This window comes from Rhabdothermincola sp., from assembly GCF_036846205.1.
Classification (GTDB): Bacteria; Actinomycetota; Acidimicrobiia; order Acidimicrobiales; family Acidimicrobilacustridaceae; genus Rhabdothermincola.
This window is the reverse complement of sequence record NZ_DAIUCK010000002.1, coordinates 55,107-77,918: the sequence shown is the minus strand read 5'-3', so window position 1 is coordinate 77,918 and position 22,812 is coordinate 55,107. Positions and strand designations below refer to the sequence as shown.

Here is a 22,812-nt window from a genome sequence, read left to right as displayed (position 1 = left end):
GCTGCCAGCCCAACCACTCGCCCCGCTGCTCCCCCGCCAGGGACGACACCGCCGAGGCGAGGGTGGGGGTGATCAACCCCTGGCCGGCGACCAGCAGCGCCAGCGCAGGCACCAGGCCCGCCCAGCCCGCGTCGACCGACAGCAATGCCAGACCGGCGGTGTTGGCCACCAGCCCCCACCGGAGGGTCCCCGCCTCGCCGAGACGGCGGGTCACCGGGCCGACCAGGCCCGCCTGCACCACCACCAGTCCCAGACCGATGACGGTGAACACCGCGGCGGTGGAGGAGATGTGCAGGTCGAACCGCCGCTCGGCCAGCAGCGAGAACGTTGCCTCGAACCCGCTGAAGGCGACCATCCCCACGAACGCCACCACGATCAACCGCACGATGGCGGGCACGTCCAGCACCTTCGGGGTGGCGAGGTGGGCCGGCTCGGCGAGGCCCGGCCCGTCCAGGGCCGGGGCGGCGGCGATGGCCTCCGCGTCCCGCTCAGCGGGCTCCCCACCGTGGCGAGGTCTGGTCTCGGGCAGACGCTTGATGGCCACCAGGCCGTTCACGAACGAGATGACCGCGGCGACGAAGAACGGGATGTGCGCGCCACCGAGGCCGGCCAGCGCGCCGATGGCCGGCCCGGCCACGAACCCCACTCCGAACGCCGCGCCCAGCAGGCCCATCAGCCGGGCCCGGTCTCGGGCCGGTGCCACGTCGGACACCGCGGCCTGCGCCACCGACACGCTGGCCCCCGACGCACCGTCGATGATGCGGCCGAGGAACAGCACCCCGATCGACCACGCGGCGCCGGTGAGCAGGCTGCCGATCGCGGTGCCGAACAGCGACACCAGGATGACCGGTTTGCGTCCCACCCGATCCGAGACCTTTCCCCACACCGGGGCGAACACCAGCTGGGCCAGCGAGAACGACGCGAACAGCAGCCCGATCACGGTGCCCGACACGCCGAAGCGCTCCGCGTACTGCGGCAGGATCGGCACCACGATGCCGAAACCGACGAGGTCGATGGCGACGGTGGTCCAGATGATCCCGTAGCCGGCGGGCAGCGCTCCCCGAGGCCTCGTCGACGACCGCTCCACGACCGTCAGGCTACGGCCGGCCCTTCAGACCGGGCGAACCTGGGTGCCCGCGGGCGTGTCCTCCACCACGAAGCCCCGGGCCTGGATCTGGTCGCGCAGCGCGTCGGCGCTGGCCCAGTCCTTCCGGGCCCGGGCGTCGTCTCGCTGGCGGGCCAGCTCCAGCACCTCGGGTGGCACCTCGCCGGCGGTCTCGTGCAGTTCGAGACCCACGGCCCGGCAGATCTCGCGCACCGCGGCGGCCGCGGCGGCCGCGGCGTGGACGTCGCCGACGTCGAGGGCCTGGTTGCCCCGTCGCACCAGCGAGAACAACACGTCCATGGCGGCCGGCGTGTCGAGGTCGTCGTCCATGTGCCGGCGAAACGCGTCGAGCGCCTCGACATCCGGCGCGGCCGGTGGCAGGTCCGCGGTGCGGCGGGCGAAGGCGTCGAGACGCTCGAGCGCGCTGGTGGCCGCGTCGATGGTGGCCTTGTTGACCTCCACCGGTGAGCGGTAGTGGGACTGCAGCACCAGCAGCCGGTACGAGCGGGGATCGGTGGATTCGACGAGGTCGAGCAGGTTGGTGAAGTTCCCGAGCGACTTGGACATCTTCTCGCCGCCCACCTCCACGAACCCGTTGTGCATCCAGTGGTGGGCGAAGGTACGCCCGGCCGCCACCGCCTGCGCCCGCTCGTTCTCGTGGTGAGGGAAGGCCAGGTCCTGGCCACCACCGTGCAGGTCGAAGCCCTCGCCGAGCAGGTCGAGCGACATCACCACGCACTCCGTGTGCCAGCCCGGCCGGCCCGGGCCCCACGGCGACGGCCACGCCGGCTCGCCCGGCTTGGCCTTCTTCCACAGCGCGAAGTCGATCGGCGAGCGCTTCTCCTCGTTCGCCTCCACCCGCGCCCCGACCCGCAGCGAATCGATCGACTGGCGGGCCAACAGGCCGTAGTCCGGCACCCCGCTGGGGTCGAAGTACACCCCGTCGGAGGTCTCGTAGGCGACACCCCGGTCCATGAGCTCGGCGATCAGCTCCACCATCCGCTCGACGTAGCCGGTGGCGTGGGGATCCGCCGTCGGGCGCTTGACCCCGATGGCGTCCATGGCCTGGTACCAGACCTGCTCGTACTGCTCGGCCACCTCCTGCGCCGAGCGGCCCTCCTCGTTGGCCCGCTGGATGATCTTGTCGTCGATGTCGGTGATGTTCGACACGTACCGCACCTCCAGCCCCGACCACTCCAGGTAGCGGCGGAGCACGTCGAACACCAGCGAGAACCGGCCGTGGCCCAGGTGCGGCGGCCCGTAGACCGTCGGTCCGCACACGTACATCGACACCACCCCGTCGTCGCGCAACTCGAGGGGGACGACGCGGCCCTCGGCGGTGTCGAACAGGCGCAGCACGGCCCGCATGCTAGAACGAGGCCGCGGACGCGCCGGCTACCTTGGCGACGTGAGCAGCAACCCTCCGACCCCCCGCACCGAGTGGTCGGTGCCGGAGAAGCCGAGCCTCGAAGGCCTCGAGCCCAAGTGGGACGCGGTCTGGGAGCGCCAGGGTACCTACCGCTTCGACCGCACCAAGACCCGGGACGAGATCTACTCGATCGACACCCCGCCCCCCACCGTGTCGGGCTCCCTGCACGTCGGCCACGTGTTCTCCTACACCCACACCGACACGGTGGCCCGCTACCAGCGCATGCGCGGCCGCGAGGTCTTCTACCCGATGGGCTGGGACGACAACGGCCTGCCCACCGAGCGCCGGGTGCAGAACTACTACGGGGTGCTCTGCGACCCGTCGCTGCCCTACGACCCCGACTTCGCGGCTCCGAGCGAGCCGTTCGACCCGCCGCGCCACCTCAGCCGGCGCAACTTCGTCGAGCTGTGCCACGGCCTCACCGCCGAGGACGAGAAGGCCTTCGAGGCGCTGTGGCGGGCGCTCGGGTTGTCGGTCGACTGGACCATGACCTACGCCACCATCGACGACCACTGCCAGCGGGTGGCCCAGCGAGCCTTCCTGCGCAACCTGGCCAGGGGTGAGGCCTACCAGGCGGAAGCCCCGGTGCTGTGGGACGTCGACTACCGCACGGCGGTGGCTCAGGCCGAGCTCGAAGACCGCGAGCGTCCCGGCGCCTACCACCGCGTCGCGTTCTGGCGCACCGACCCCAGCGGGACGCGCACCGAACCGGTGTACATCGAGACCACCCGGCCCGAGCTGATCCCCGCCTGCGTGGCGCTGGTGGCCCACCCCGACGACCAGCGGTACCAGCCGCTGTTCGGCTCCACCGTGCGCACGCCGCTGTTCGACGTCGAGGTGGAGGTGAAGGCTCACGAGCTGGCTGACCCGGAGAAGGGCTCGGGCATCGCCATGATCTGCACCTTCGGTGACGTCACCGACGTCACCTGGTGGCGTGAGCTGCAACTACCCACCCGCTCGGTGATGGGCCTCGACGGGCGCCTGGTGGCCGAACCACCCGACGCGATCACCACCGAGGCCGGACGCGCGGCATACGCGGAACTGGCGGGCAAGACCGCGAACCAGGCCCGGCGGCGCATCGTGGAGCTGCTGCGCGACTCGGGTGACCTCGACGGCGAGCCCCGCGAGATCACCCATCCGGTGAAGTTCTACGAGCGGGGTGAGCGGCCGCTGGAGATCGTCACCAGCCGCCAGTGGTACATCCGCAACGGCGGGCGTGACCTCGACCTGCGCGAGGCGCTGCTGCACCGGGGCAAGGAGCTGCACTGGCACCCGCCCTACATGCAGGTCCGCTACGAGAACTGGGTGGAGGGGCTCACCGGCGACTGGCTCATCTCCCGCCAGCGCTTCTTCGGGGTGCCGTTCCCGGTGTGGTACCCCCTCGACGACCGGGGCGAGCCCGACTACGCGCACCCGATCCTCCCCTCGGAGGACCGGCTGCCCGTCGACCCCACCTCCGACACGCCCGAGGGCTTCGAGGAGTCCCAGCGCGACCAGCCCGGTGGCTTCACCGCCGATCCCGACGTCATGGACACCTGGGCCACCTCGTCGCTCACCCCGCAGATCGCCACCATGTGGGAAGAGGACGACGACCTGTTCCAGCGCACCTTCCCCATGGACCTGCGACCGCAGGCCCACGAGATCATCCGCACCTGGCTGTTCTCGACGGTGGTGCGCTCGCACCTCGAGCACGACACGCTCCCCTGGCGCAACGCCGCCATCTCGGGCTGGGTGCTCGACCCCGACCGCAAGAAGATGTCCAAATCCAAGGGCAACGTGGTCACCCCGATGCAGTACATCGAGCAGTTCGGTGCCGACGCGCTGCGCTACTGGGCGGCCAGCGGCCGGCCCGGCACGGACACCGCCTTCGACGAGGGCCAGATGAAGGTCGGTCGCCGCCTGGCCATCAAGTTGCTCAACGCGTCTCGCTTCGCGCTCGGGCTCGGGTCGCGTCGGGCGGACCTGTCCGTGATCACCGAAGCCGTCGACCGCTCGATGCTGGCCCGGCTCGCCGAGCTGGTCGACGAGGCCACCGCGGCTTTCGACGGTTACGACTATGCCCGGGCCCTCGAACGCACCGAGGCGTTCTTCTGGACCTTCTGCGACGAGTACCTCGAACTGGTCAAGGGCCGGGCCTACGGCACCCAGGGCGACGAGGCCGCCGCCTCCGCGCAGGCCACCCTGCAGCTCGCCCTCTCGACGCTGCTGCGGCTGTTCGCGCCGTTCCTGCCCTACGTCACCGAGGAGGTCTGGTCGTGGTGGCAGGAGGGCTCCATCCACCGGTCGCCCTGGCCGGAGGTGAGCAGCTTGCGCGACGCGGCCGCCGACGGCGACCCGCAGGTCTTCGAGGTGGTGGCCGCGGTGCTCGGTGAGATCCGCAAGGCCAAGACCGAGGCGAAGCGCTCCCTGAAAGCACCGGTGGCCCGGGTCACGGTGCGCGACACGCACGCCCGGCTCGACGCGCTGCGCCCAGCGCTGGCCGACGTGCGTGACGCCGGCAACGTCACCGGGGAGCTGGCGACGGTCGAGGCGAGCGAGCCGGCCGTCGACGTGGAGCTCGGGGAGGGTTAGCGCTCAGCTCTCGTCCCGTTCGGTGGCCTCGGCGCGAGCGCGCTCGCCGCCGACCGGGCCCTCCTCCGAGCCAGAGGTGTCGTCGACGGTCTGCCCATCGCGGTCGCGGTGCACCCGCAGGTCGAGCTGCGCCACCGGGATCACGATCCCCCGCTGGTCGAAGGCTTCCTTCAGCCGCTTGCGCAGCTCCCGCATGACCCGCCACTGGGAGGCCGGGCGGGTCTTCATCACCAACCGGATGACGATGGCGTTGGGGGTGAACGCCTCGATGCCCCACACCTCAGGGGTCTCGAGGATCTCCAGCGCCCAGGCCGGATCGGCGGCCATCGCCTCCGCCGTCTCGGCGATCACCCGCTCGGCGAGGTCGATGTCGGTGTCGTAGGCGACCTCCACGTCGAGCAGGGCGCGCGCCCACTCCTGGGACTGGTTCGCGACCCGCTGGATCTGCCCGTTGGGCACGTGCCAGACCACGCCGTGCACATCCCGCAATCGGGTGGATCGCAGGGTGACCTTCTCGACCGTGCCGCTGGCCTCGCCGAGGTCGACGATGTCGCCGACCCCGAACTGGTCCTCGATGATGAGGAAGAACCCCGAGAGGAAGTCACGCACGATGTTCTGCGCACCGAACCCGAGCGCCACACCGATGATCCCCGCGCCGGCGATGAACGGACCGAAGTTGAGCTCGAGGATGTCGAGGATCCACACGACGGCGATGAACCACACGATCAGCGACGCCAGGCTGCGAGCCACCGCGGTCAACGTCTGCACCCGGGCCGCGGAACGCAGGCTCCACTCCTCGGTGGTCCGCAGCAGCAGGTTGGGGGTGCGCTCCCGCAGCTTCGCGAGGCGCGACGACGAGGTGGGCTCGAGCATCCGGAGCATCACCCGCTTGATCACCGAGCGCAGCAGCCGGCTGGCGACGAGCGCGAGGAGGATGACCCCAGCGATGGCCAGCGGCTTGGCCACGAACCACTCGGCGGCGCCGGCGAGGGTCTCGTTCCCGGTGCGATCGAACACCACCCGGCACGCCCACGACGGGTGGTTGCCGCACGCCTCGTCGAGGTTCGTGACACCCTCGACCAGCCCGGCTGCAGGGTTCGGCACCGAGGTCGTGGTGGCTTGACCCATCATCGAGCCGACCTTACCGTCGCACCCCGAGACGGGATGGTCGATGCGCCGGTCGCTGCGTCACCGGTCCCCTCGAGAGGGGCGGAAGACGCCCGCCGCTTCCTGCACCTGGTGCCGCAGGATGATGGGATCCTGCCGTTCCAGCTCGTCGATGAGCGGGTCGGCGACCGGCACGTCACGGAACCTGGTCTCGTCGTGGGGGTCCACCAGGTAACGGCCCTGGTCGTTGATCACCGCGAAGTACGGGGCCTCGGGATCGGTGCTGCGCACCAGGAACCAGATGCCGAGATCGCCCACCTCGGAGCCTGGGATACCGTTCACCGAGACCGGGGTGCCGTCCGTGAGCCAGCCCGGCTCCTCGACGATCAGCTCCTCGCCGGTCTCACCCCCGGCCAGCACCTCCTCGACCTGGAGCCGCACCAGGCGGGTGACGATGCCCCCGCCCGAGCTGCCGGCCATCAGCCGGCCGCGCCCGGTGCCGAGCACCCGCCCGATCACCACCCGGTCGGAAGCCCCGACCAGCTGGGCCAGCGTGGACGCGTGCACACTCGACTCGGCGGGGACCACCACCGTGTCGGGGGCCCCTCGCACCGGACCGCTCGGGGCCGGGGGCGCAGCGCGGTCCCGCCCCGCGAGGGTGCCGAGCGCGACCGCCACCGCGACCACCAGCGGGATGGCGAGCAGCAGAAGCAGCCGGCGGTTCACAGCGAAGCCAGGAACGCGAGCAGGGCGTCACGATCGGACGCATCCATCGTGCGGAACCGCTCCCTCGCCTGCTCGGCCTCGCCGCCGTGCCAGAGGATGGCTTCCGCCACGGTGCGGGCCCGCCCGTCGTGCAGGAAGCCGGTGCCCGGGGTGACCCGTTGCGCCAGGCCGAGTCCCCACAGCGGAGGCGTGCGCCATTCCGAACCGGTGGCCAGGTACTCGGGCCGGCCGTCGGCCAACCCGTCACCGAGGTCGTGCAGGAGCAGGTCCGTATACGGCCGGATCGTCTGACCCCGCAGCGCGCTCACCGGATCATCACCGGTGGTCCACACCGGCCGGTGACACGAGCCGCACCCCGCGCTGGCGAACAGCTCGGCCCCTCGGGCGTCGGCGCGGACCTCGCCCGGCCGACGCAGCGGCACGGCCAAGGTGCGGGTGTAGAAGGTGAGCCGCTCCACCACCGGGCCGGCCGCCTCCGGTGTGCCACCCAGCGGCGCTCGGGCGCAGTCGACCTGCACCACCGGGCAGTTCGGCACCGGGAACATCGGGGTGGTCACCCCGAGATCCTCGTGCAACGCCGCGGCGGTCTGCTGAGCCACGCTGGGCTGGCTCGCCTTCCACCCGAACCGACCGAGCACGGCCCTACCCGAGGTCTGGTCCCACACCAGGTTGGCCCGCCCCGAGATCCCGTCACCGTCTCGGTCCTCGGGGTCGGCACCGGCGATGACCTCCGCAGCGGGGATGGCTTCCAGCAGGCCCAGCCCGATCACCGGAGGCGCCAGCCGCGGCGAGAGCATCGTGTCCGGAGCGAGCGGGCCGAACTGCAGGTCGCCGACCGTGTAGACGGGCCGCTGGAGCGTGTAGGGGGTGCCGTCGCCGTAACGGCCTTCGACCGGCTCGTAGGTGACCCGGAACCGGCCTTCGTGGGGCGCCCAGCCGGTGGAGGCGTCCTGCAGCTGCACGCCGTAGACCGGCTCCGGGCGTGGCCCGCCGTGGGGATCGGTGCCGGGCACGGACAGCCGCAGCACCAGGCCGGGGCTCGGGTCCATGGCCTCGGTCGGGACCCGGCCTCTCCCGTGCCCGGCGTGGCAGGCAGCGCAGGAGTCTCCGTTGAACGTCGGCCCCAGACCGTCCTGGTCGCCGGGCAGGCCCGGGGCGATCTGCCAGGGCTGGTTGAAGAAGTCACGGCCGCCGGCGAAGGTGAGCGAGTCGCGACGGCCGAGGTTGCGGGCCGAGAACCCGAACGCCCGGTCGCTCTGGTCGGCGACCGAGGTCATGCCCCCGAGGCGGACGTCGGCCGCGGCTGCCGGTCGCACCGGGGATGTCGGCCCGGTCGCGGGCGAGGCCCCCGACCCACCCGCGGCGCACGCGGCCGCGAGCAGGGCGGAGGCCCCGATAACGAAGGCGACGAGTGCCCGGTTGCGGTTCAGCTCGCGAGGTTCTCCGCCACGAAGTCCCAGTTCAGGAGATGGTCCATGAAGGTGTCGATGTAGGTCGGGCGGGCGTTGCGGTAATCGATGTAGTAGGCGTGCTCCCACACGTCGATGGTCAACAGCGCCTTCGCGTCGTGCTTCATCGGCAGGTCCGCGTTCGGGGTCTTCATGACCTTGAGGCCGCTGCCGTCGTCGACCAGCCACGCCCACCCGGAGCCGAACTGGGTGGTGGCGGCGTCGACGAACTGCTTGCGGAACTCGTCGTAGGAGCCGAACGCCGAGTTGATCCGCTCGGCCAGATCACCCGAGGGCTGCCCACCGCCGCCGGGGGCCATGCACTTCCAGTAGAAGCTGTGGTTCCAGTGCTGGGCCGCGTTGTTGAACAGTGGGGTGCCGATGTCGGCCTTGCGGATCACGTCCTCGAGCGGCGCGTCGGCGTCGTCGGTGCCCTGCACCAGCTCGTTGAGCTTGTTCACGTAGGCCTGGTGGTGCTTGCCGTAGTGGTACTCGAGCGTCTCGGCGGAGATGTGCGGCGCCAGCGCATCCTGGGCGTAGGGCAACGGGGGCAGTTCGAAGGCCATCGGTACGACACCTCTCAGGTTGCTTCGGTCGATGTCAGGGTCAACCTACCCGGTCAGTTGAGCCCTTCGCGCACGATGGCCGCGGTCACTCGCAACAACAGCACGACCGATCCGAAAAGGCCCAGGTAGCCGAAGAAGTTCAGCAGCGTGACCTGGTCGGCGAAGGCCGGACCGTTGCTCGTCGAGAGCAGGACCGCTGACACGACCCCGAGCACGCCGCCGGCGAAGGCGAGCACCACCCGGTTCACCATCTTGGCGACGAAGCGCACGTCGTCGTCGCGGGAGAACAGCGAGGTGCGGGTGAGCAGCTCCCCCTTCTCCGCCAGCCGCAGCACCCGATCGGCACGCTTGGGCAGCACCCGCAGGGTCGGCAGCTGCGCGAGCAGCTCCTGGCGGGCGAGCGCGTCGAGGTCGGGCGCAGCACCGCCCTGCGAGGCGGTGACCCATTCGCTGGCCACCTCGCGGGCTTCCTGGGAGAAGTTGAACCCCGGATCGAGGGTGATGAGCGTCCCGTCGAGCACCACGAGCGCCCGCCCGAAGGTCGTGAACTCCACCGGCACGTCGATCCCGAAGCTCGCGAGCAGCTGCATCAGGTCGGCCACCGCGGTCGCGCCAACCGCTTGGCCCGGCTGCACGTGGCGGGCCAGGAAGCGGGCCAGGGCCCGCTCGAGGGCCTCCTCACCGGTGCTCGAGCCCACGTCGCAGGCGTCGTCGACCGCTTGGCGGAGCATGGCCGGGTCACGCAGCGCCGTGGCGATCAGCATCTGGCGCAGCGACGCCTGCTGTAGCGGGTCGAGGCGCCCGCAGGCCCCGAAATCGATCAGGCCCAGCGATCCGTCGTCGAGCACCAGCACGTTGCCCGGATGGAGGTCCGCGTGGAACCACCCGTCGGTCATCATCTGCTTGAGCGCGGCCCGCAGCAGCGTGCGGGCCAGCACCCGCCGGTCCAGATCGCGGCCGGCGAGCGCCGCGTGGTCGCTCACCGAGGGTCCCTCGAACCGTTCCTGGACCAGGAGCCGTGAGGTGCTCAGCTCCTCGTACACGACGGGAACCCTGACCCCGGGCTGGCCCGCCATGTTCCGACCGATGGCGATCGCATTCTGGGCCTCGCCCCGGAAGTCCAGCTCGGCCGCCACCCCGTCCGCGAACTCCCGCGCCAGGTCGCCGACCCGGTACTCGGCCCCCTGAGGGGTGTCGCGCTCGATCATCCCGGCGACGCGCAGCAGCACCTGCGTGTCCCGGTGCACGACGTCGGCGACGCCGGGTCGCTGGGCTTTGACCACCACCGGCTCCCCCGTACGCAAGGTGGCCTTGTAGACCTGCGCGATGGACGCCGCGCCGATGGGCTCCCAGTCGAACTCGGCGAAGACGTCTTCCACCGGTGCACCGAGCTCACGCTCGATGAGCCGGCGCATCGACTCCGGGTCATCGGGCGCCACGTCGCTCTGGAGCTTCGACAGCTCCTCGATGAAATCCGGGGGGAGCAGGTCGGTGCGGGTGGAGGCGATCTGACCGAGCTTCACGAACATTCCCCCGCACTGCTCGAGGGTCCGCCGGACCCGCACCGGCGCCGGGTCACGAGCCAGACCGTCCTCGTGGTGGCGGAGACGGCCGGTGAGCTGCGGGCCGAAGCCGTTGCGGTGCGCGATCTGGACGATCTGGCGGGTGCGGCGCACCACGTCGATCCGATCCGACAGGTAGCGGCCCGGCCGGGGGAGGACGAACAGGCCCGCGGCATCGCCCTGGGCCAGCGTGCCCGGCTTGGCGAGCAGGTCGAGGCCCACCGCGGCGGCCATGGTGAAGACGAACGACAACACCAGCGTGTTGCGGACCAGGCGCGGGTCGTCGAGCTCGCCGGCGATCACCAGCGACACGACGAAGCCCGCGCTCCACCCGACCACGCCCGACACGAGCACCGCGACCCAGGACCGCCGCACCCCGAGCATGCGGCTGGCCAGGAAGGCCGTGGCCACGGCGGCAGGAAACCACAGGGCCACGAGGGCCAAGGTGCCGATGGTGCCGGCCACGCGACGTTCTCAGCCCAGCTTGCCGATGCCCACCGGGCACGACACGCCCGTGCCTCCCAAACCGCAGTAACCGTTCGGGTTCTTGGCCAGGTACTGCTGGTGGTAGTCCTCGGCGTAGTAGAAGGGCGGGGCTTCGCGGATCTCGGTGGTGATCGGGCCGAACCCGGCCCGGGCCAGTTGCTGCTGGTAGGCCTGCTTCGACGCCTCCGCCAGCTCGCGCTGGTGCTCGCCGAACCAGTAGATGGCTGAGCGGTACTGGGTGCCGATGTCGTTGCCCTGGCGCATCCCCTGGGTGGGATCGTGGCTCTCCCAGAAGATCCGCAGCAGCGACTCGAACCCGATCACGGCCGGGTCGAACACCACCAGGACCACCTCGGCGTGACCGGTGAGCCCCGAGCACACCTCCTCGTAGGTCGGGTTGGGGGTGATGCCGCCCGCGTAGCCGACCGCGGTGGTGTACACGCCCTCGGCCTGCCAGAACCGCCGCTCGGCACCCCAGAAGCAGCCCATGCCGAACAGCGCCTGCTGGTGCCCGTCGGGGAACGGGGGGAGCAACGGGTGCCCGTTGACCGCGTGCCGGTCGACCACCGGCATCGCCGTCTCACGGCCGGGCAGGGCCGTGTCCGGAGTCGGCAACTCCAACTTGTGCCTGCCGAACAGCATCGGGACTCCTTCGAGGAACTCGTCACCCGGGTGCAACGTCAGCGGGGGTGGGTGGCGTTCCCGCCGTGGTCCACCATGCTGCCACCGAAGCGCAGGCCGCAGTCGCGGCACTGGAACCAGCCCGCGTCGGCGGTGAGGTCGATGCGGGTCACGGTCGTCGTCCCGCCGCACTGGGGGCAGCGGTCGGGCACCGGTGGTTCGGACCGCCCCGGCGGCTCGGGACGGGTCGGATCGAGCGGGCGCGGCGGCGCCTGGTCGGGCCGCTCCGCGAGCAGGCGCTCCACCTCGGCCGCGGCGCGCGCCGCGGCCAGCCGGGCGGGGAACGAGGGGAACGCCTGCTCGACGACCCGGGTCATGGCCGCGATGGTCTCGGGCGGCAGGTGGTCCAGCGATGAGCGACCGACGGTCGGAGACGCTTCTTCCGATGACGTCGGGAGCGCGGGCCATCGGGCCTGGCGCAGGCGTCTCAAGAGCGACACGCGAAGCCTCCCATGACCGGAACGGGATCCTGAAGCCCCGTTCGCTGCGGCCCTCACTACCCCATCTGGTCCGAGCCTACGACCCATCGGGGCACATCGCTCGCCCTGGCGGTGATCAGCCGGTCAGCGGAGCGGGAACATCACCGGCACGAGCAGGACCGAGAGGACGAGCACGGCGATGGACAGGGGAAGGCCCACCCTCGTGAAGTCCGTGAACCGGTAGCCGCCCATGCCGAAGACCATGGTGTTGGTCTGGTAGCCGATCGGGCTGATGAACGAGCAGGACGCCATGAGCAGGATCACGATGGCGAGCGGCCGTAGGGCCAGACCGGTGTCGGATGCCACCGCCACTGCCACCGGGAACATCAACGCCGCGGCCGCGTTGTTCGAGAGCAGCTCGGTGGCCAGCAACGTGCCGACCGCCACCCCGAGGAGGATCCCCACGTCCCCCCAAGCCGAGGTGGCCGAGACGAGGCCCTCGGCGACGGTCTTCGCCAGACCGCTCTGCGCCGCGGCGGCGCCCAGTCCGAAGCTGAACGCGATCATGGCGATGATGTCCAGGTTGATCGAACGCCGGGCCTCCGCGGGGGTGATCACCCGGGTCACGAGCAGCGCCAGCACCACGCCCATCGCCGCTTTCGTGAGGTCCACCAGGCCGGAGCCGGCCAGCACCACCAGGGCCAGGGTGGCGAGCTCCACCAGGCGGGCGCTGCGGCGCCGCAACGGCGCCGCACCGTCGTAGGGCGCCACCACCGAGAAGGCCGAGGACTCGCGGGCCATGTTGCGGAACCCCTCGGGAGCCACGAGCAGCAGCACGTCCCCCGCCCGCAGCGGGAGATCGCCGAGCTTGCCCCCCAACCGTTGCCCGGCGCGGTGCACCGCGATGACCGCCGCCCCGAAGGTGGAGCGGAACTCGGCCGCTTTCAACGTCGAGCCGTTGAGTGAGCTGCCCTCGGCGACGACGACCTCGTAGAACTGGTGGCCGATGCTGCCGTCGACGGTGAAGTGGTGCTCCTCGGCCATCACCAGCCCGGCGACGCCCTGCAGGTCGATCACCCGGTCGACCGCGCCGGCGAACACCAGCCGATCGCCGGGGCCGAGCAGCTCGTCCGGGGAGACCGGTGCGACCGACCGCTCGCCGCGCAGGATCTCGACCAGGTAGACGCCCTGGAGGTTCCGCAGGTTGGCGCTGGCGACCGATCGACCCACGAGGGGGCTGCCGGGGGCGACCAGCATCTCGACGGTGAACTCCCGCACGCTGGCCAGGTCCTCATCGGGGGCGCGGCGGGCGGGGAGCAGCAGCGGGGTGACCAGCACCACCAGGACCACACCCACCACGGCCACCGGCAGACCGACCCGGGTGATCTCGAAGACCCCCAACGCCTCCTGCCCGGCGTCGTGGAGCAGGCCACTGACCACCAGGTTGGTCGAGGTGCCCAGCACGGTGATGACCCCGCCGAGGATCGCCGCGTAGCTGAGGGGGATGAGGAAGCGCGACGGGGAGCGGCCGGCTCGGCGAGCCCAGGTGGTGATGCGAGGGGCGAGCATGGCCACCAGCGGGGTGTTGGCGACGAACCCGGAGGCCAGCATGACCGGGAACAGGAACCGGGCCAGGGTGTGCCGCTCGCTCCCACTGCCGCTGCCGAGCGCCCGGCGGGTGAGCCCCGAGAGCGCGCCGGTGATGTCGGCCGCTCCCGCGAGGACGTAGAGCGCGGCCACGGTGAGGGGAGCGATGTTCGAGAAGCCGGAGAAGGCCTGTGACGCGTCGACCACGCCGAGCAGGTACAAGGTCACGACCGCCGCCCCCATCGCCACGGCGGGGGGCACGCGCTCGGTGACGAACACCACCACCAACCCGGCGATCACCGCCAGCGTGATCCACGCGTCCGCGCCCATTCCCACCTTTCTGGACCGGGAGTGTGGAGAATAATCCGGACCGGGCGCGGCGACCAGGAGGTGGGCTGGATCAGCCTCGTTCGGTGCCGACGATCCCGACGAAGCTCACCATCTCCCCCGGATAGCCGCCGAGGTTGTGGGTGAGCGCCAGATGCCGCTCGGCCACGGTGTCGATCTGGCGCTCCGCGGGAGCCTCACCGCGGAGCTGGAGCCACGCCTCGAACATCATCCTCAGGCCCGACGCACCGACCGGGTGACCGAAGCTCTTCAACCCGCCGTCAGGGTTCACCGGCAGCTCGCCGTGCAGGTCGAACGTGCCGGCGAGCACTTCCTTCCACGCGGTGCCCCGCTCGGCGAACCCGAGATCCTCCATCAGCACCAGCTCGGTGGGCGTGAAGCAGTCGTGCACCTCCGCCATCGCCAGCTGGTGGCGGGGATCGGTCACCCCGGCCTGCGCGTACGCGTCCCGGGCGCAGGCCACGACCTCGGGGAAGGTGGTGTAGTCGTAGTCGGGGTCGAGCAGCCCGCTGCCGTTGCCGGCCACGAACGACAGGGCCTTCACGTACAGCGGTCGATCGGTGTAGCGGTGTGCGTCCTCGGCCCGCACCACGATCGCCGCCGCGGCCCCGTCCGCGACCCCGGCGCAGTCGAACACACCCAGGACCCCGGCGACCGGCGGGGCCGCACAGACCTGCTCCGAGCTGACCTCGCGGCGGAACTGGGCCCGCGGGTTGCGCGCCCCGTTGTAGTGGTTCTTCGACGCGATGCGGGCCAGTGCCTCGCGCAGGGAGGCCTCGTCGACCCCGAAGCGCTTCGCGTACGCCGGGGCGACCATCGAGAACATCGCGGCTGCGGTGAGTGTGCGGGCGGTGCCGTCATTGGGGATCGGGAAGGCGTTGAGCCCCTGGTAACCGGAGTCCTTCACTTTCTCCACCCCGATGGCCATGGCCACGTCGTACGCGCCGCTGGCCACCGCGTACGACGCCTGGCGCAATGCTTCGGAGCCCGTGGCGCAGAAGTTCTCCACCCGGGTCACGGGTTTGCCGTGGAGCTGCAACGGCTTGGCGAGGGTGATGCCGCTCATGCCGGACTGTGCGGTGCCGAGCCAGTAGGCGTCGACGGTGTCCTTGCCGACGCCCGCCGATGCGAACGCCTCCTGAGCCGCGTCGATCAGCAGATCGTCGGTGCTCTTGCCGAACGCCTCGGCGAAGGGCGTGCAGCCCATGCCGACGATCGCCACCTGGTCCTTGATGCCGTGTGATGCCATGGCCCTGCTCCTCAGCTCCGCACCGGGCGTGCCTTCCAGAAGTAGTTGTGGATGCCGTCGGCCGAGTTGAGCCGGCGAAACGTCATCTCCACCCGGTCGCCGATGGCCACGTCGGCCTCGTCGACGTCGGTGAGCTCGATGGGGAGTCGTCCACCGCCGTCGAAGTCGACCACGGCGAAGATCACCGGTGGGCTCGGTGAGTAGGCCAGGCGGTCGACGGTGAAGGTGACGATGGTGCCCTCGGTGTCAGCCATGGGGATGGGGTCCATGTCGTCGATCGCGTCACCGACCATCGACACCCGGGCCGGCGGGAGGTGCACCGCGCCGCTCGATCGATCCCGGGAGCCGACGAAGGCGTACTTCCACGCCTCCGAGCGGGCCGCCGCCGAGGCCGACACCCGTGCGGGCTCCGGACGCCGGGGGGGATCCAGGGTCAGCATCCCTCGCCAGGCGAGGAACTTGGCGTACGGCAGGCCGGCACCGTTGGCGACCTGCCCCGCCACCGTGCGAGCCGGCCGGTGCGCGGGGAGCGCCTCGGTGGCTCGGAACACGAACGCGTCGGCACCGTCGGCGAGCGACAACACCGCGATCACCTGGCCGGGCTCGGCTCGATCGAGCGCGGCGGCGAGCAGCAGGCCAGGGTGGGCGGTGCCGCTGTTGCCGACCGAAGCGCCGAGGTCGTCGAGCACCACCTCGTCTCCCACACCGAGCTTGCGCACCGCAGCCCGTACCGCCCTGGTGTGCAGCCCGGTGACCGCGACCAGATCGAGGTCCGAAGGAGCAAGGTCTGCCTCCGCGAGCACGGCCTTCCACGCCTGCTCGGCCAGCGGGAAGTACTGCAGCTCGCCGAAGCGCTCCTCCCACTGCCTGGAGCGGTTCTCTCCCGGGGTGCGCCAGCGGTCGATGAACTCGCTGGTGGCGCTGGCCGCGCCGAGGTACTCGGCGAGGACCGGTGTGCCCTCGTCTCCATCACCGATGAGCAGCGCGCTCCCCGCATCGCCCCCGCCTGCCTCGTCCGCGCTGCCGGGCAGCCCCGTACGGATGTCCGCTGTGGCCACCAGCACCGTCCCCGTCCCGCTCAGCGCGGCCCGCCAGGCGGCGACTCCCGAACGGGGAGCGCCGCCGAAGTCGGCGGCCACGGCGTCGGCGTCGAGCCGCAGAGCGGCGTGGATGGCGGTGGCGTTGGTCTTGTCGAGGTAGGCGGGCGACACGGTGGCGAACCACAGCGCGCTCGGCCCGATGCCCGCGGGAGCGGCGCGCATCGCCACCCGGCAGGCTTCGACGGCCAGGGTGGTGGTGTCCTCGTCGTAGGAGGCGACCGCACGGGTGCCCTTGCCACCCCCGCTGCCGAGGAACGCACGGATGTCCGCCCGGTCCAGGCGGCGGTACGGCACGTAGGCGCCGTAGCTCAGGATCCCTCGCATGGCGGCAGTCTAGGACGGATCTGACGCCTCATCAGATGCGCGGACGGCACCGGTACGATGCGCCCATGAAGCTGGGTGACGTGGCGAACGCGCAGGCGATGGCGTACGGGCGGCCCCTGGATGGGATACGGGTGCTGGCCGCCGAGCAGATGCAGGCCCTCCCGTACGCCACCCAGTTGCTGGCCCGACTCGGGGCCGACGTGGTGAAGGTCGAGCACCCCCGCGACGGCGAATCCGGGCGGGGCGCGTCACCGGCGATGCTCGACCCCGACGGTCGGCCGGTCGGGGCGACGTTCCTGCGCAACAACCTCAACAAGCGCAGCGTGGGCATCGACCTCAAGCGCGACGAGGGGCGCAAGCTCTTCCTCGATCTGGTGCCCCGCTTCGACGTGATCTGCGAGAACTTCAAGCCCGGCACCATGGACCGCATGGGCCTCGGCTACGCGGACGTCGCGGCCGTGCACCCGGGCGCGATCTACCTGTCGATCTCCGGGTTCGGCAACACCGTCGACACCCCCTACCGGTCGTGGCCCGCGTACGCCTCGGTGGTCGAGGCCATGTCGGGGATCTACGAGTACCGCAGCGGCCCCGACCACCCGCCGGTCACCATCCCGGTCGGCGCGCTGGGCGACATCAGCTCCGGGCTGTTCGCGGTGATCGGCGTGCTCGCCGCCCTCCGTCACCGGGAGCGGACCGGCGAGGGCCAGTACGTCGACATCGCCATGTTCGACGCCATGATCTCGATGACCGACATCGTGACGAACTTCTGGTCGATGGGCGTGCGGCCCACCCCCGAGGACCAGGTACCGGTCATCTGCGAGGGCTTCAAGGCCCGCGACGGCTACGTGGTGGTGCAGATCGTACGCGAGTTCCAGTTCGAGCGGCTGGCCGAGCTGATCGGCCGGCCCGAGTGGAAGCACGACCCGCGCTTCGCCGACCGATCCGGGTGGATGCCCCATCTCGACACCGTGATCCGACCGGCGGTCGAAGCGTGGTTGGCGGACCGCACCAAGCTCGAGGCCGCCCGAGAGCTGACCGCAGCCGGCATCGTGGCCGGCCCCAGCAACAGCGCGCCGGACGTGATCGCGGATCCGCACGTGGCCGCCCGCCACATGCTGGTGGAGCTCCCCCGCACCGACGGGGTGGCGGAGCCGATCCTGGTGCCGGGCAACCCGGTGAAGCTGTCGAAGATGGCGGAGGGACCCGAGCAGCGGGTGCCGTGGGTGGGCGAGCACACCCGGGAAGTGCTGGCAGCCGAGCTGGGCCTCGACGACACCCGCCTCGATCAGCTCGCCGCCGACGGGGTCATCTCCTCCTGAGGCCACCCCCTCCCCGAACCGTTCAGCCCAGCGCGGCCCCCGACCGCGTTCCCATGAACAGTTCCGAGAGCACCACCGAGGCCTCCCGAACTGTTCAGCCCAGCGCGGCCCCCGACCGCGTTCCCATGAACAGTTCCGAGAGCACCACCGAGGCCTCCCGAACTGTTCAGCCCAGCGCGGCCCCAGGCCGCGTTTCGCTGAACAGTTCAGGGAGGGGTAGCGTTTTCTGACGGATCATCAGATCCGTCGGCCCGATCGCAGGAGCAGCTGATGGACTTCGAGTTCTCCCAGGAACAACTGGACTTCCTCGCCGAGGTGGAACGGTTCCTCGACGAGAACGACGATCCGGAGGTCTTCGACGTCACCCGGGAGAACATGGCCCAGATCGTCGACACCCCCAAGCGGCGGGCGTTCATGAAGAAGCTGGGCCAGAAGGGCTGGCTCGGCATGACCTGGCCCAGGGAGTACGGGGGCAGTGAGGGCGAGGGCGTCTACGAGTACCTGCTGAACGAGGCGCTCGCGGCGCGAGGCGGCCCCCAGATCGGCAAGGGCGTGGGCATCATCGGCAAGACGCTGATCGCCCACGGCAGCGATTTCCTCAAGCAGAAGTTCCTGCCGATGATCCTCGAGAACGACGTCGAGTTCGCGGTGGGCTACAGCGAACCGAACGCCGGCTCCGACGCGGCGTCCATGAAGCTCAAGGCGGTCCGCCACGAGCAGGACGGCAAGACCGGCTGGCTGCTCAACGGTCAGAAGACCTGGACGACGTCCGCCCACTTCGCCGAGTGGTACTGGCTCGGCACCCGGACCGACCCGGACAACAAGCACCACGGCATCACCTTGATGCTGGTCCCGCTCGACCATCCCAACATCGAGATCCGCCCGATCTGGACGATGGGCGACGAGCGCACCAACGAGGTGTTCATCAACGACGTCTTCGTGCCAGATGAATACGTCGTCGGTGAGGTGAACAAGGGCTTCCAGTACATCAGCCAGGCGCTCGACCTCGAGCGCTTCACCATGTTCACCTTCTCCCCGATCAAGCAACGTCTCGACCTGCTCACCGACTACGTGCGCACCGAGACCCGCGACGGCAAGCCGCTCAAGGATGACCCGGTGATCCGCGCCCGCATCGCCCGCCTGCACACCGACGCCGAAGTGGCGCGGGTGATGGGGCTCAAGGTGGTGGCGGAGTCGGTCAAGGGTGAACAGCAGACCAAGGCCACCGGCAAGCCCGCTCCCCCGCCCACGGTGGAGTCCTCCGAGTACAAGCTGTTCGCCACGGAGTTCTCGAAGCGGCTGGCGAACGCGTCGATGGACATCGCCGGGCCGGGTAGCCAACTGCGGGTCCACACCGAGGAGGCGCCGATGAAGGGCCGGGCGGAGTCGACCTATCGCTACACGGTGATCGACACCATCGGCGGCGGCGCCTCGGAGATCCAGAAGAACATCATCGCCCGCCGCGGGCTCGGCCTCCCCAAGAACTTCTAGGGATGCCCACCCCCGCCCTGGCCGGCACCACGGTCCTCGACTTCTCGACGGTCGGACCAGCGGCGCGCGCCTCGCGCATCCTGGCCGACTATGGCGCGACCGTGGTGAAGATCGGCGCGGTGCCCCGCGCCGGTGGTGTCCAGATCATCCCCCCGTACTACGCGTACTCGGGCCACCGGGACATGAAGCGGGTCCAGCTCGACCTGAAGGCCCCCGAGGGTCGCGAAGCGTTCCTCTCGCTCGCCGCCGGGGCCGACGTGGTGATCGAGAGCTTCCGCCCCGGCGTCGCCGCCCGGCTCGGGGTGGGCTACGAGCACGTGAGCGCGGTGAGACCCGACGTCGTGTACTGCTCGACCAGCGGATACGGGCAGGACGGCCCCTACGCCCAGTGGGCCGGCCACGACATCAACTACCTGGCGCTCGGCGGCTACCTCGACTGCAGCGAGCGGGCACCAGCTGGCAAGCCTCCACTGCCGGGGGCCACCGTCGCCGACGCCGCTGGTGGCGGCATGCAGGCGGCGATGGCGGTGATGGCCGCGCTCGTGCGTCGCGCCCGCACCGGCGAGGGCGCCCGGCTCGACGTGTCGATCACCGAGGGTGTGCTGTCGCTGATGTCGCTGTACATCGACGAGTACCTGGCCACGGGTACCGTGCCCGGCCCCGGTCACTACATCCTCACCGGCCGCTACGCCTGCTACGACACGTACCAGTGCGCGGACGGCAAGTGGCTGGCGGTGGGGGCGATCGAGCCGCACTTCTACCAGAACCTCTGCCGGCGCCTGGGTTGCGAGCGGTGGGTCGGCCACCAACTCGATGACGAGGTGCAGGACGAGATCCGCGCCGACTTCCGAGCCGCGTTCGCCAGCCGGCCGCGGGACGAGTGGGTCGCGGATCTGGCACCGAACGACACCTGTGTCTCACCGGTGTACTCGGTGCCCGAGCTGGTCGAGGACGCCCACCTCGCCGCTCGAGGGGTCATCGTCGACGCGCACCACGAGCGTGAGGGCACCTTCCGCCAGCTCGGCACACTGCTGGCGGGCACCGACACCAGCCGGCATCACGTCAAGGTGCGCGACGCCGGCGAGACCGACACCGACGAGCTGCTCGCCGCCGCCGGCGTGAGCGTCGAGCGGATCCGCGCCCTGCGCGAAAGAGGGGTGATCGCGTGACGACCACCGAGACCGACCTGCCCGAGGACGTCGCGGCACTCATCGGCCAAGTCCAGTACGAGGTAGCCGGTGAGTTCCCGGTCGAGCGGGGCTACATCTGGACCAGCTGCGCATCGGTGGAGAACGGCAACCCGCTGTTCTGGGACGACGAGGTGGCCGAGGAGATCACCGGCGGGCCGATCGCGCCGCCCACCATGCTTTCGGTGTGGTTCCGTCCCCACCATTGGGCCCCGGGACGCACGGAGCAGGCGCTGCCGCTCCAGGTGCACTTCGACCTGAAGGAGCGCTTCGGCCTGCCCGAGGCGGTCATGACCGACAACACCATCGTGTTCCACGAGCCCGTGCGACCCGGCGACCGCCTGCGGACCCGTCAGATCCTGCGCTCGGTCAGCGCCCCGAAGACCACCAAGCTGGGCACGGGTCGCTTCTGGGTGATCGACGTCGAGTACGTCAACCAGCGCGACGAGCTGGTGGGGGTCGAGAGCTACACCGGATTCGGCTACCGGAGGGAACCGTGACGGCGCGGCTGACCCTCGGCGACGTCAGCGAGGGCGACGCCCTTCCACCGCTGCGCTACGACGTGACCGCCACCACGATCGTGCTGGGCGCCCTCGCGGCCCGGGACTGGCGCCCGATGCACCACGACCACGACTTCGCCGTCAACCGCAACGGCACCCGGGACATCTTCATGAACACCCCGAACCAGGCCGCGTGGTTCGAGCGCTACGTCACCGACTGGACCGGTCCCACCGGCCGGCTGGGCCGGATGACGTTCCGCATGAAGGGCTCGGTGTTCCCCGGCGACACCATGACCCTCGCCGGCGTGGTCGACGCCACCACCGTCGACGACACCGGCTGCGGTTGGGTCGAGCTGCGCATCACGCTCACCGTCGACGGCGAGCTCAAGACCGAGTGCACCGCCCGAGTGGCGGTGCCCACCTCCCCCGACGACAACCCCTGGCGCCGACGCGGCGACCAGTGGAAGCCCTAGGAGACCGCATGGATCTGGACTTCAGCGACGAGCAGCAGATGCTCCGGGAGATGGTCCGAGGCGTGTGCAGTGACCTCGCCTCGCTCGAGGTCGTCCGCCAGCTCGAGGACGACCCGGTCGGCTACCCGGCGCCGTTCTGGAAGCAGCTCGCGGAGCTGGATCTGATCGGTCTCGCCCTGCCGGCGGAGTACGGCGGTTCCGGCATGACCATGCTGGAGGCGGCGATCGTCTACGAGGAGCTCGGCCGGGCGCTCGCTCCTTCACCGCACTTCGTGAGCGCGGTGATGAGCGCCGGCGTGCTGGAGCGATCAGGCTCCGAGGACCAGAAGCGCACCTGGCTCCCGAGGATCGCCCGGGGTGAGGCCATCCTCAGCACGGCGTGGCTGGAGCCCCGCGGTGGCTTCGGTCCCGAGGGTGTGCAGCTCCGGGCCCGCCCCGATGGTGACGGCTTCGTGCTCGACGGCACGAAGTGGCACGTCCCCTTCGCGTCCTCCGCCGACCGCCTGGTGGTGCTGGCTCGCACCGGCGGAGGCGAGGTTGACCTGTTCCTGGTCGACCCGAACACGGACGGCGTGAGTCTCGAGCAGCAGTTCACCATCGCCTCCGACACCCAGTACGCGGTGAGCTTCTCCGGCGTGCGGGTCGACACGGACGACCGCATCGGCGCCGCGGGCTCCGGCTGGCAGACCTGGTCCGACACCATGCTCGACGGGCTGATCCCCCTGGCGGCCCAGGCCATGGGTGGCGCGCAGTACGCGCTGGAGATCACCGTCCAGTACGCCAAGGACCGGGAGCAGTTCGGCAAGCCGCTCGGTGCGTTCCAGGCCCTCGCCCACTACCTGGCCGACGCCAAGACCACCGTCGACGGCGGCACGCTACTGGTGTACGAGGCGGCGTGGGCCCGGTCAACCGGCCGGCCGATCGACCGGCTGGCACCGATGGCCAAGCTGTTCGCCTGCCAGACGTTCCGCGATGTCACCGCCGTGGCCCAGCAGATCTTCGGCGGGGTGGGCTTCACCCTGGAATACGACATTCAGCTCTACTTCCGGCGAGCCAAGCAACTCCAGCTCAGCTGGTACGACGACCGTCGCCTCGAGGAGCTGGTCGCCTCCGCGGTGCTCGACGGCTGAGTCC

Annotated in this window: 19 protein-coding genes; 7 read left to right on the top strand and 12 right to left on the bottom strand. The window is 70.7% G+C overall.

Annotated elements, in window-relative coordinates; translation table 11 throughout:
* Positions 1-1,087 (bottom strand): MFS transporter (locus tag V7004_RS00710; protein WP_334141160.1); only part of this gene is annotated, 1,087 nt, incomplete at its 3' end.
* Between the two features lie 24 nt (positions 1,088-1,111).
* The gene (gene cysS / locus V7004_RS00705) at positions 1,112-2,464 is read right to left on the bottom strand and encodes a cysteine--tRNA ligase (RefSeq protein ID WP_334141158.1); all 1,353 of its coding nucleotides are present in this window, start codon (positions 2,462-2,464) and stop codon (positions 1,112-1,114) included.
* A gap of 7 nt (positions 2,465-2,471) precedes the next feature.
* Between cysS and valS the strand changes: the two genes are divergently transcribed.
* Positions 2,472-5,105, top strand: coding sequence for a valine--tRNA ligase (gene valS / locus V7004_RS00700; RefSeq protein ID WP_442967986.1), 2,634 nt, complete (start codon positions 2,472-2,474; stop codon positions 5,103-5,105).
* Between the two features lie 3 nt (positions 5,106-5,108).
* Here the strand turns inward: valS and V7004_RS00695 are convergent, their stop codons facing one another.
* The 10 genes from V7004_RS00695 to V7004_RS00650 form a co-directional block, all read right to left on the bottom strand.
* On the bottom strand, positions 5,109-6,236 hold the full coding sequence (locus V7004_RS00695) for a mechanosensitive ion channel family protein (protein WP_334141155.1): 1,128 nt from the start codon (positions 6,234-6,236) through the stop codon (positions 5,109-5,111).
* A gap of 57 nt (positions 6,237-6,293) precedes the next feature.
* The gene (locus V7004_RS00690) at positions 6,294-6,938 is read right to left on the bottom strand and encodes a hypothetical protein (protein WP_334141153.1); all 645 of its coding nucleotides are present in this window, start codon (positions 6,936-6,938) and stop codon (positions 6,294-6,296) included.
* Positions 6,935-8,215 (bottom strand): di-heme oxidoreductase family protein, encoded by a 1,281-nt coding sequence (locus V7004_RS00685; protein ID WP_334141151.1) that lies wholly within the window; start codon positions 8,213-8,215, stop codon positions 6,935-6,937. Before V7004_RS00685 ends, V7004_RS00690 begins: the two co-directional genes overlap by 4 nt.
* 149 nt (positions 8,216-8,364) lie before the next feature.
* Complete coding sequence (locus V7004_RS00680) at positions 8,365-8,952, bottom strand: superoxide dismutase (protein ID WP_334141149.1); 588 nt, start codon at positions 8,950-8,952, stop codon at positions 8,365-8,367.
* A gap of 53 nt (positions 8,953-9,005) precedes the next feature.
* Positions 9,006-10,979 carry an ABC1 kinase family protein gene (locus V7004_RS00675; protein WP_334141148.1) on the bottom strand — a complete coding sequence of 658 codons (1,974 nt, stop codon included), beginning with the start codon at positions 10,977-10,979 and terminating at the stop codon, positions 9,006-9,008.
* A 9-nt stretch (positions 10,980-10,988) separates the two neighbouring features.
* Positions 10,989-11,642: a peptide-methionine (S)-S-oxide reductase MsrA gene (gene msrA / locus V7004_RS00670; protein ID WP_334141147.1), complete on the bottom strand. Its 654-nt coding sequence runs from the start codon at positions 11,640-11,642 to the stop codon at positions 10,989-10,991.
* A 38-nt stretch (positions 11,643-11,680) separates the two neighbouring features.
* On the bottom strand, positions 11,681-11,998 hold the full coding sequence (locus tag V7004_RS00665) for a hypothetical protein (RefSeq protein WP_334141145.1): 318 nt from the start codon (positions 11,996-11,998) through the stop codon (positions 11,681-11,683).
* Between the two features lie 246 nt (positions 11,999-12,244).
* On the bottom strand, positions 12,245-14,017 hold the full coding sequence (locus tag V7004_RS00660) for an SLC13 family permease (protein ID WP_334141144.1): 1,773 nt from the start codon (positions 14,015-14,017) through the stop codon (positions 12,245-12,247).
* 70 nt (positions 14,018-14,087) lie between these two features.
* Complete coding sequence (locus V7004_RS00655) at positions 14,088-15,284, bottom strand: acetyl-CoA acetyltransferase (protein ID WP_334141143.1); 1,197 nt, start codon at positions 15,282-15,284, stop codon at positions 14,088-14,090.
* An 11-nt stretch (positions 15,285-15,295) separates the two neighbouring features.
* The gene (locus V7004_RS00650) at positions 15,296-16,708 is read right to left on the bottom strand and encodes an OB-fold domain-containing protein (RefSeq protein WP_334141142.1); all 1,413 of its coding nucleotides are present in this window, start codon (positions 16,706-16,708) and stop codon (positions 15,296-15,298) included.
* Between the two features lie 65 nt (positions 16,709-16,773).
* On the opposite strand from V7004_RS00650, the gene V7004_RS00645 reads away from it, so the two are divergent.
* From V7004_RS00645 to V7004_RS00620, 6 genes are all read left to right on the top strand, one after another.
* Positions 16,774-18,027 (top strand): CaiB/BaiF CoA transferase family protein, encoded by a 1,254-nt coding sequence (locus V7004_RS00645; protein ID WP_334141140.1) that lies wholly within the window; start codon positions 16,774-16,776, stop codon positions 18,025-18,027.
* Positions 18,028-18,297: 270 nt separating this feature from the next.
* On the top strand, positions 18,298-19,518 hold the full coding sequence (locus tag V7004_RS00640; protein WP_334141138.1) for an acyl-CoA dehydrogenase family protein: 1,221 nt from the start codon (positions 18,298-18,300) through the stop codon (positions 19,516-19,518).
* A 2-nt stretch (positions 19,519-19,520) separates the two neighbouring features.
* Positions 19,521-20,687 (top strand): CaiB/BaiF CoA transferase family protein, encoded by a 1,167-nt coding sequence (locus V7004_RS00635; RefSeq protein WP_334141137.1) that lies wholly within the window; start codon positions 19,521-19,523, stop codon positions 20,685-20,687.
* Positions 20,684-21,205, top strand: a complete 522-nt coding sequence (locus tag V7004_RS00630; protein ID WP_334141135.1) for an FAS1-like dehydratase domain-containing protein — start codon at positions 20,684-20,686, stop codon at positions 21,203-21,205. The genes V7004_RS00635 and V7004_RS00630 overlap by 4 nt, the downstream gene beginning before the upstream one ends.
* Positions 21,202-21,678, top strand: a complete 477-nt coding sequence (locus V7004_RS00625; protein ID WP_334141134.1) for a hypothetical protein — start codon at positions 21,202-21,204, stop codon at positions 21,676-21,678. Before V7004_RS00630 ends, V7004_RS00625 begins: the two co-directional genes overlap by 4 nt.
* An 8-nt stretch (positions 21,679-21,686) precedes the next feature.
* On the top strand, positions 21,687-22,808 hold the full coding sequence (locus V7004_RS00620; protein WP_334141132.1) for an acyl-CoA dehydrogenase family protein: 1,122 nt from the start codon (positions 21,687-21,689) through the stop codon (positions 22,806-22,808).
* Positions 22,809-22,812 lie beyond the last annotated feature (4 nt).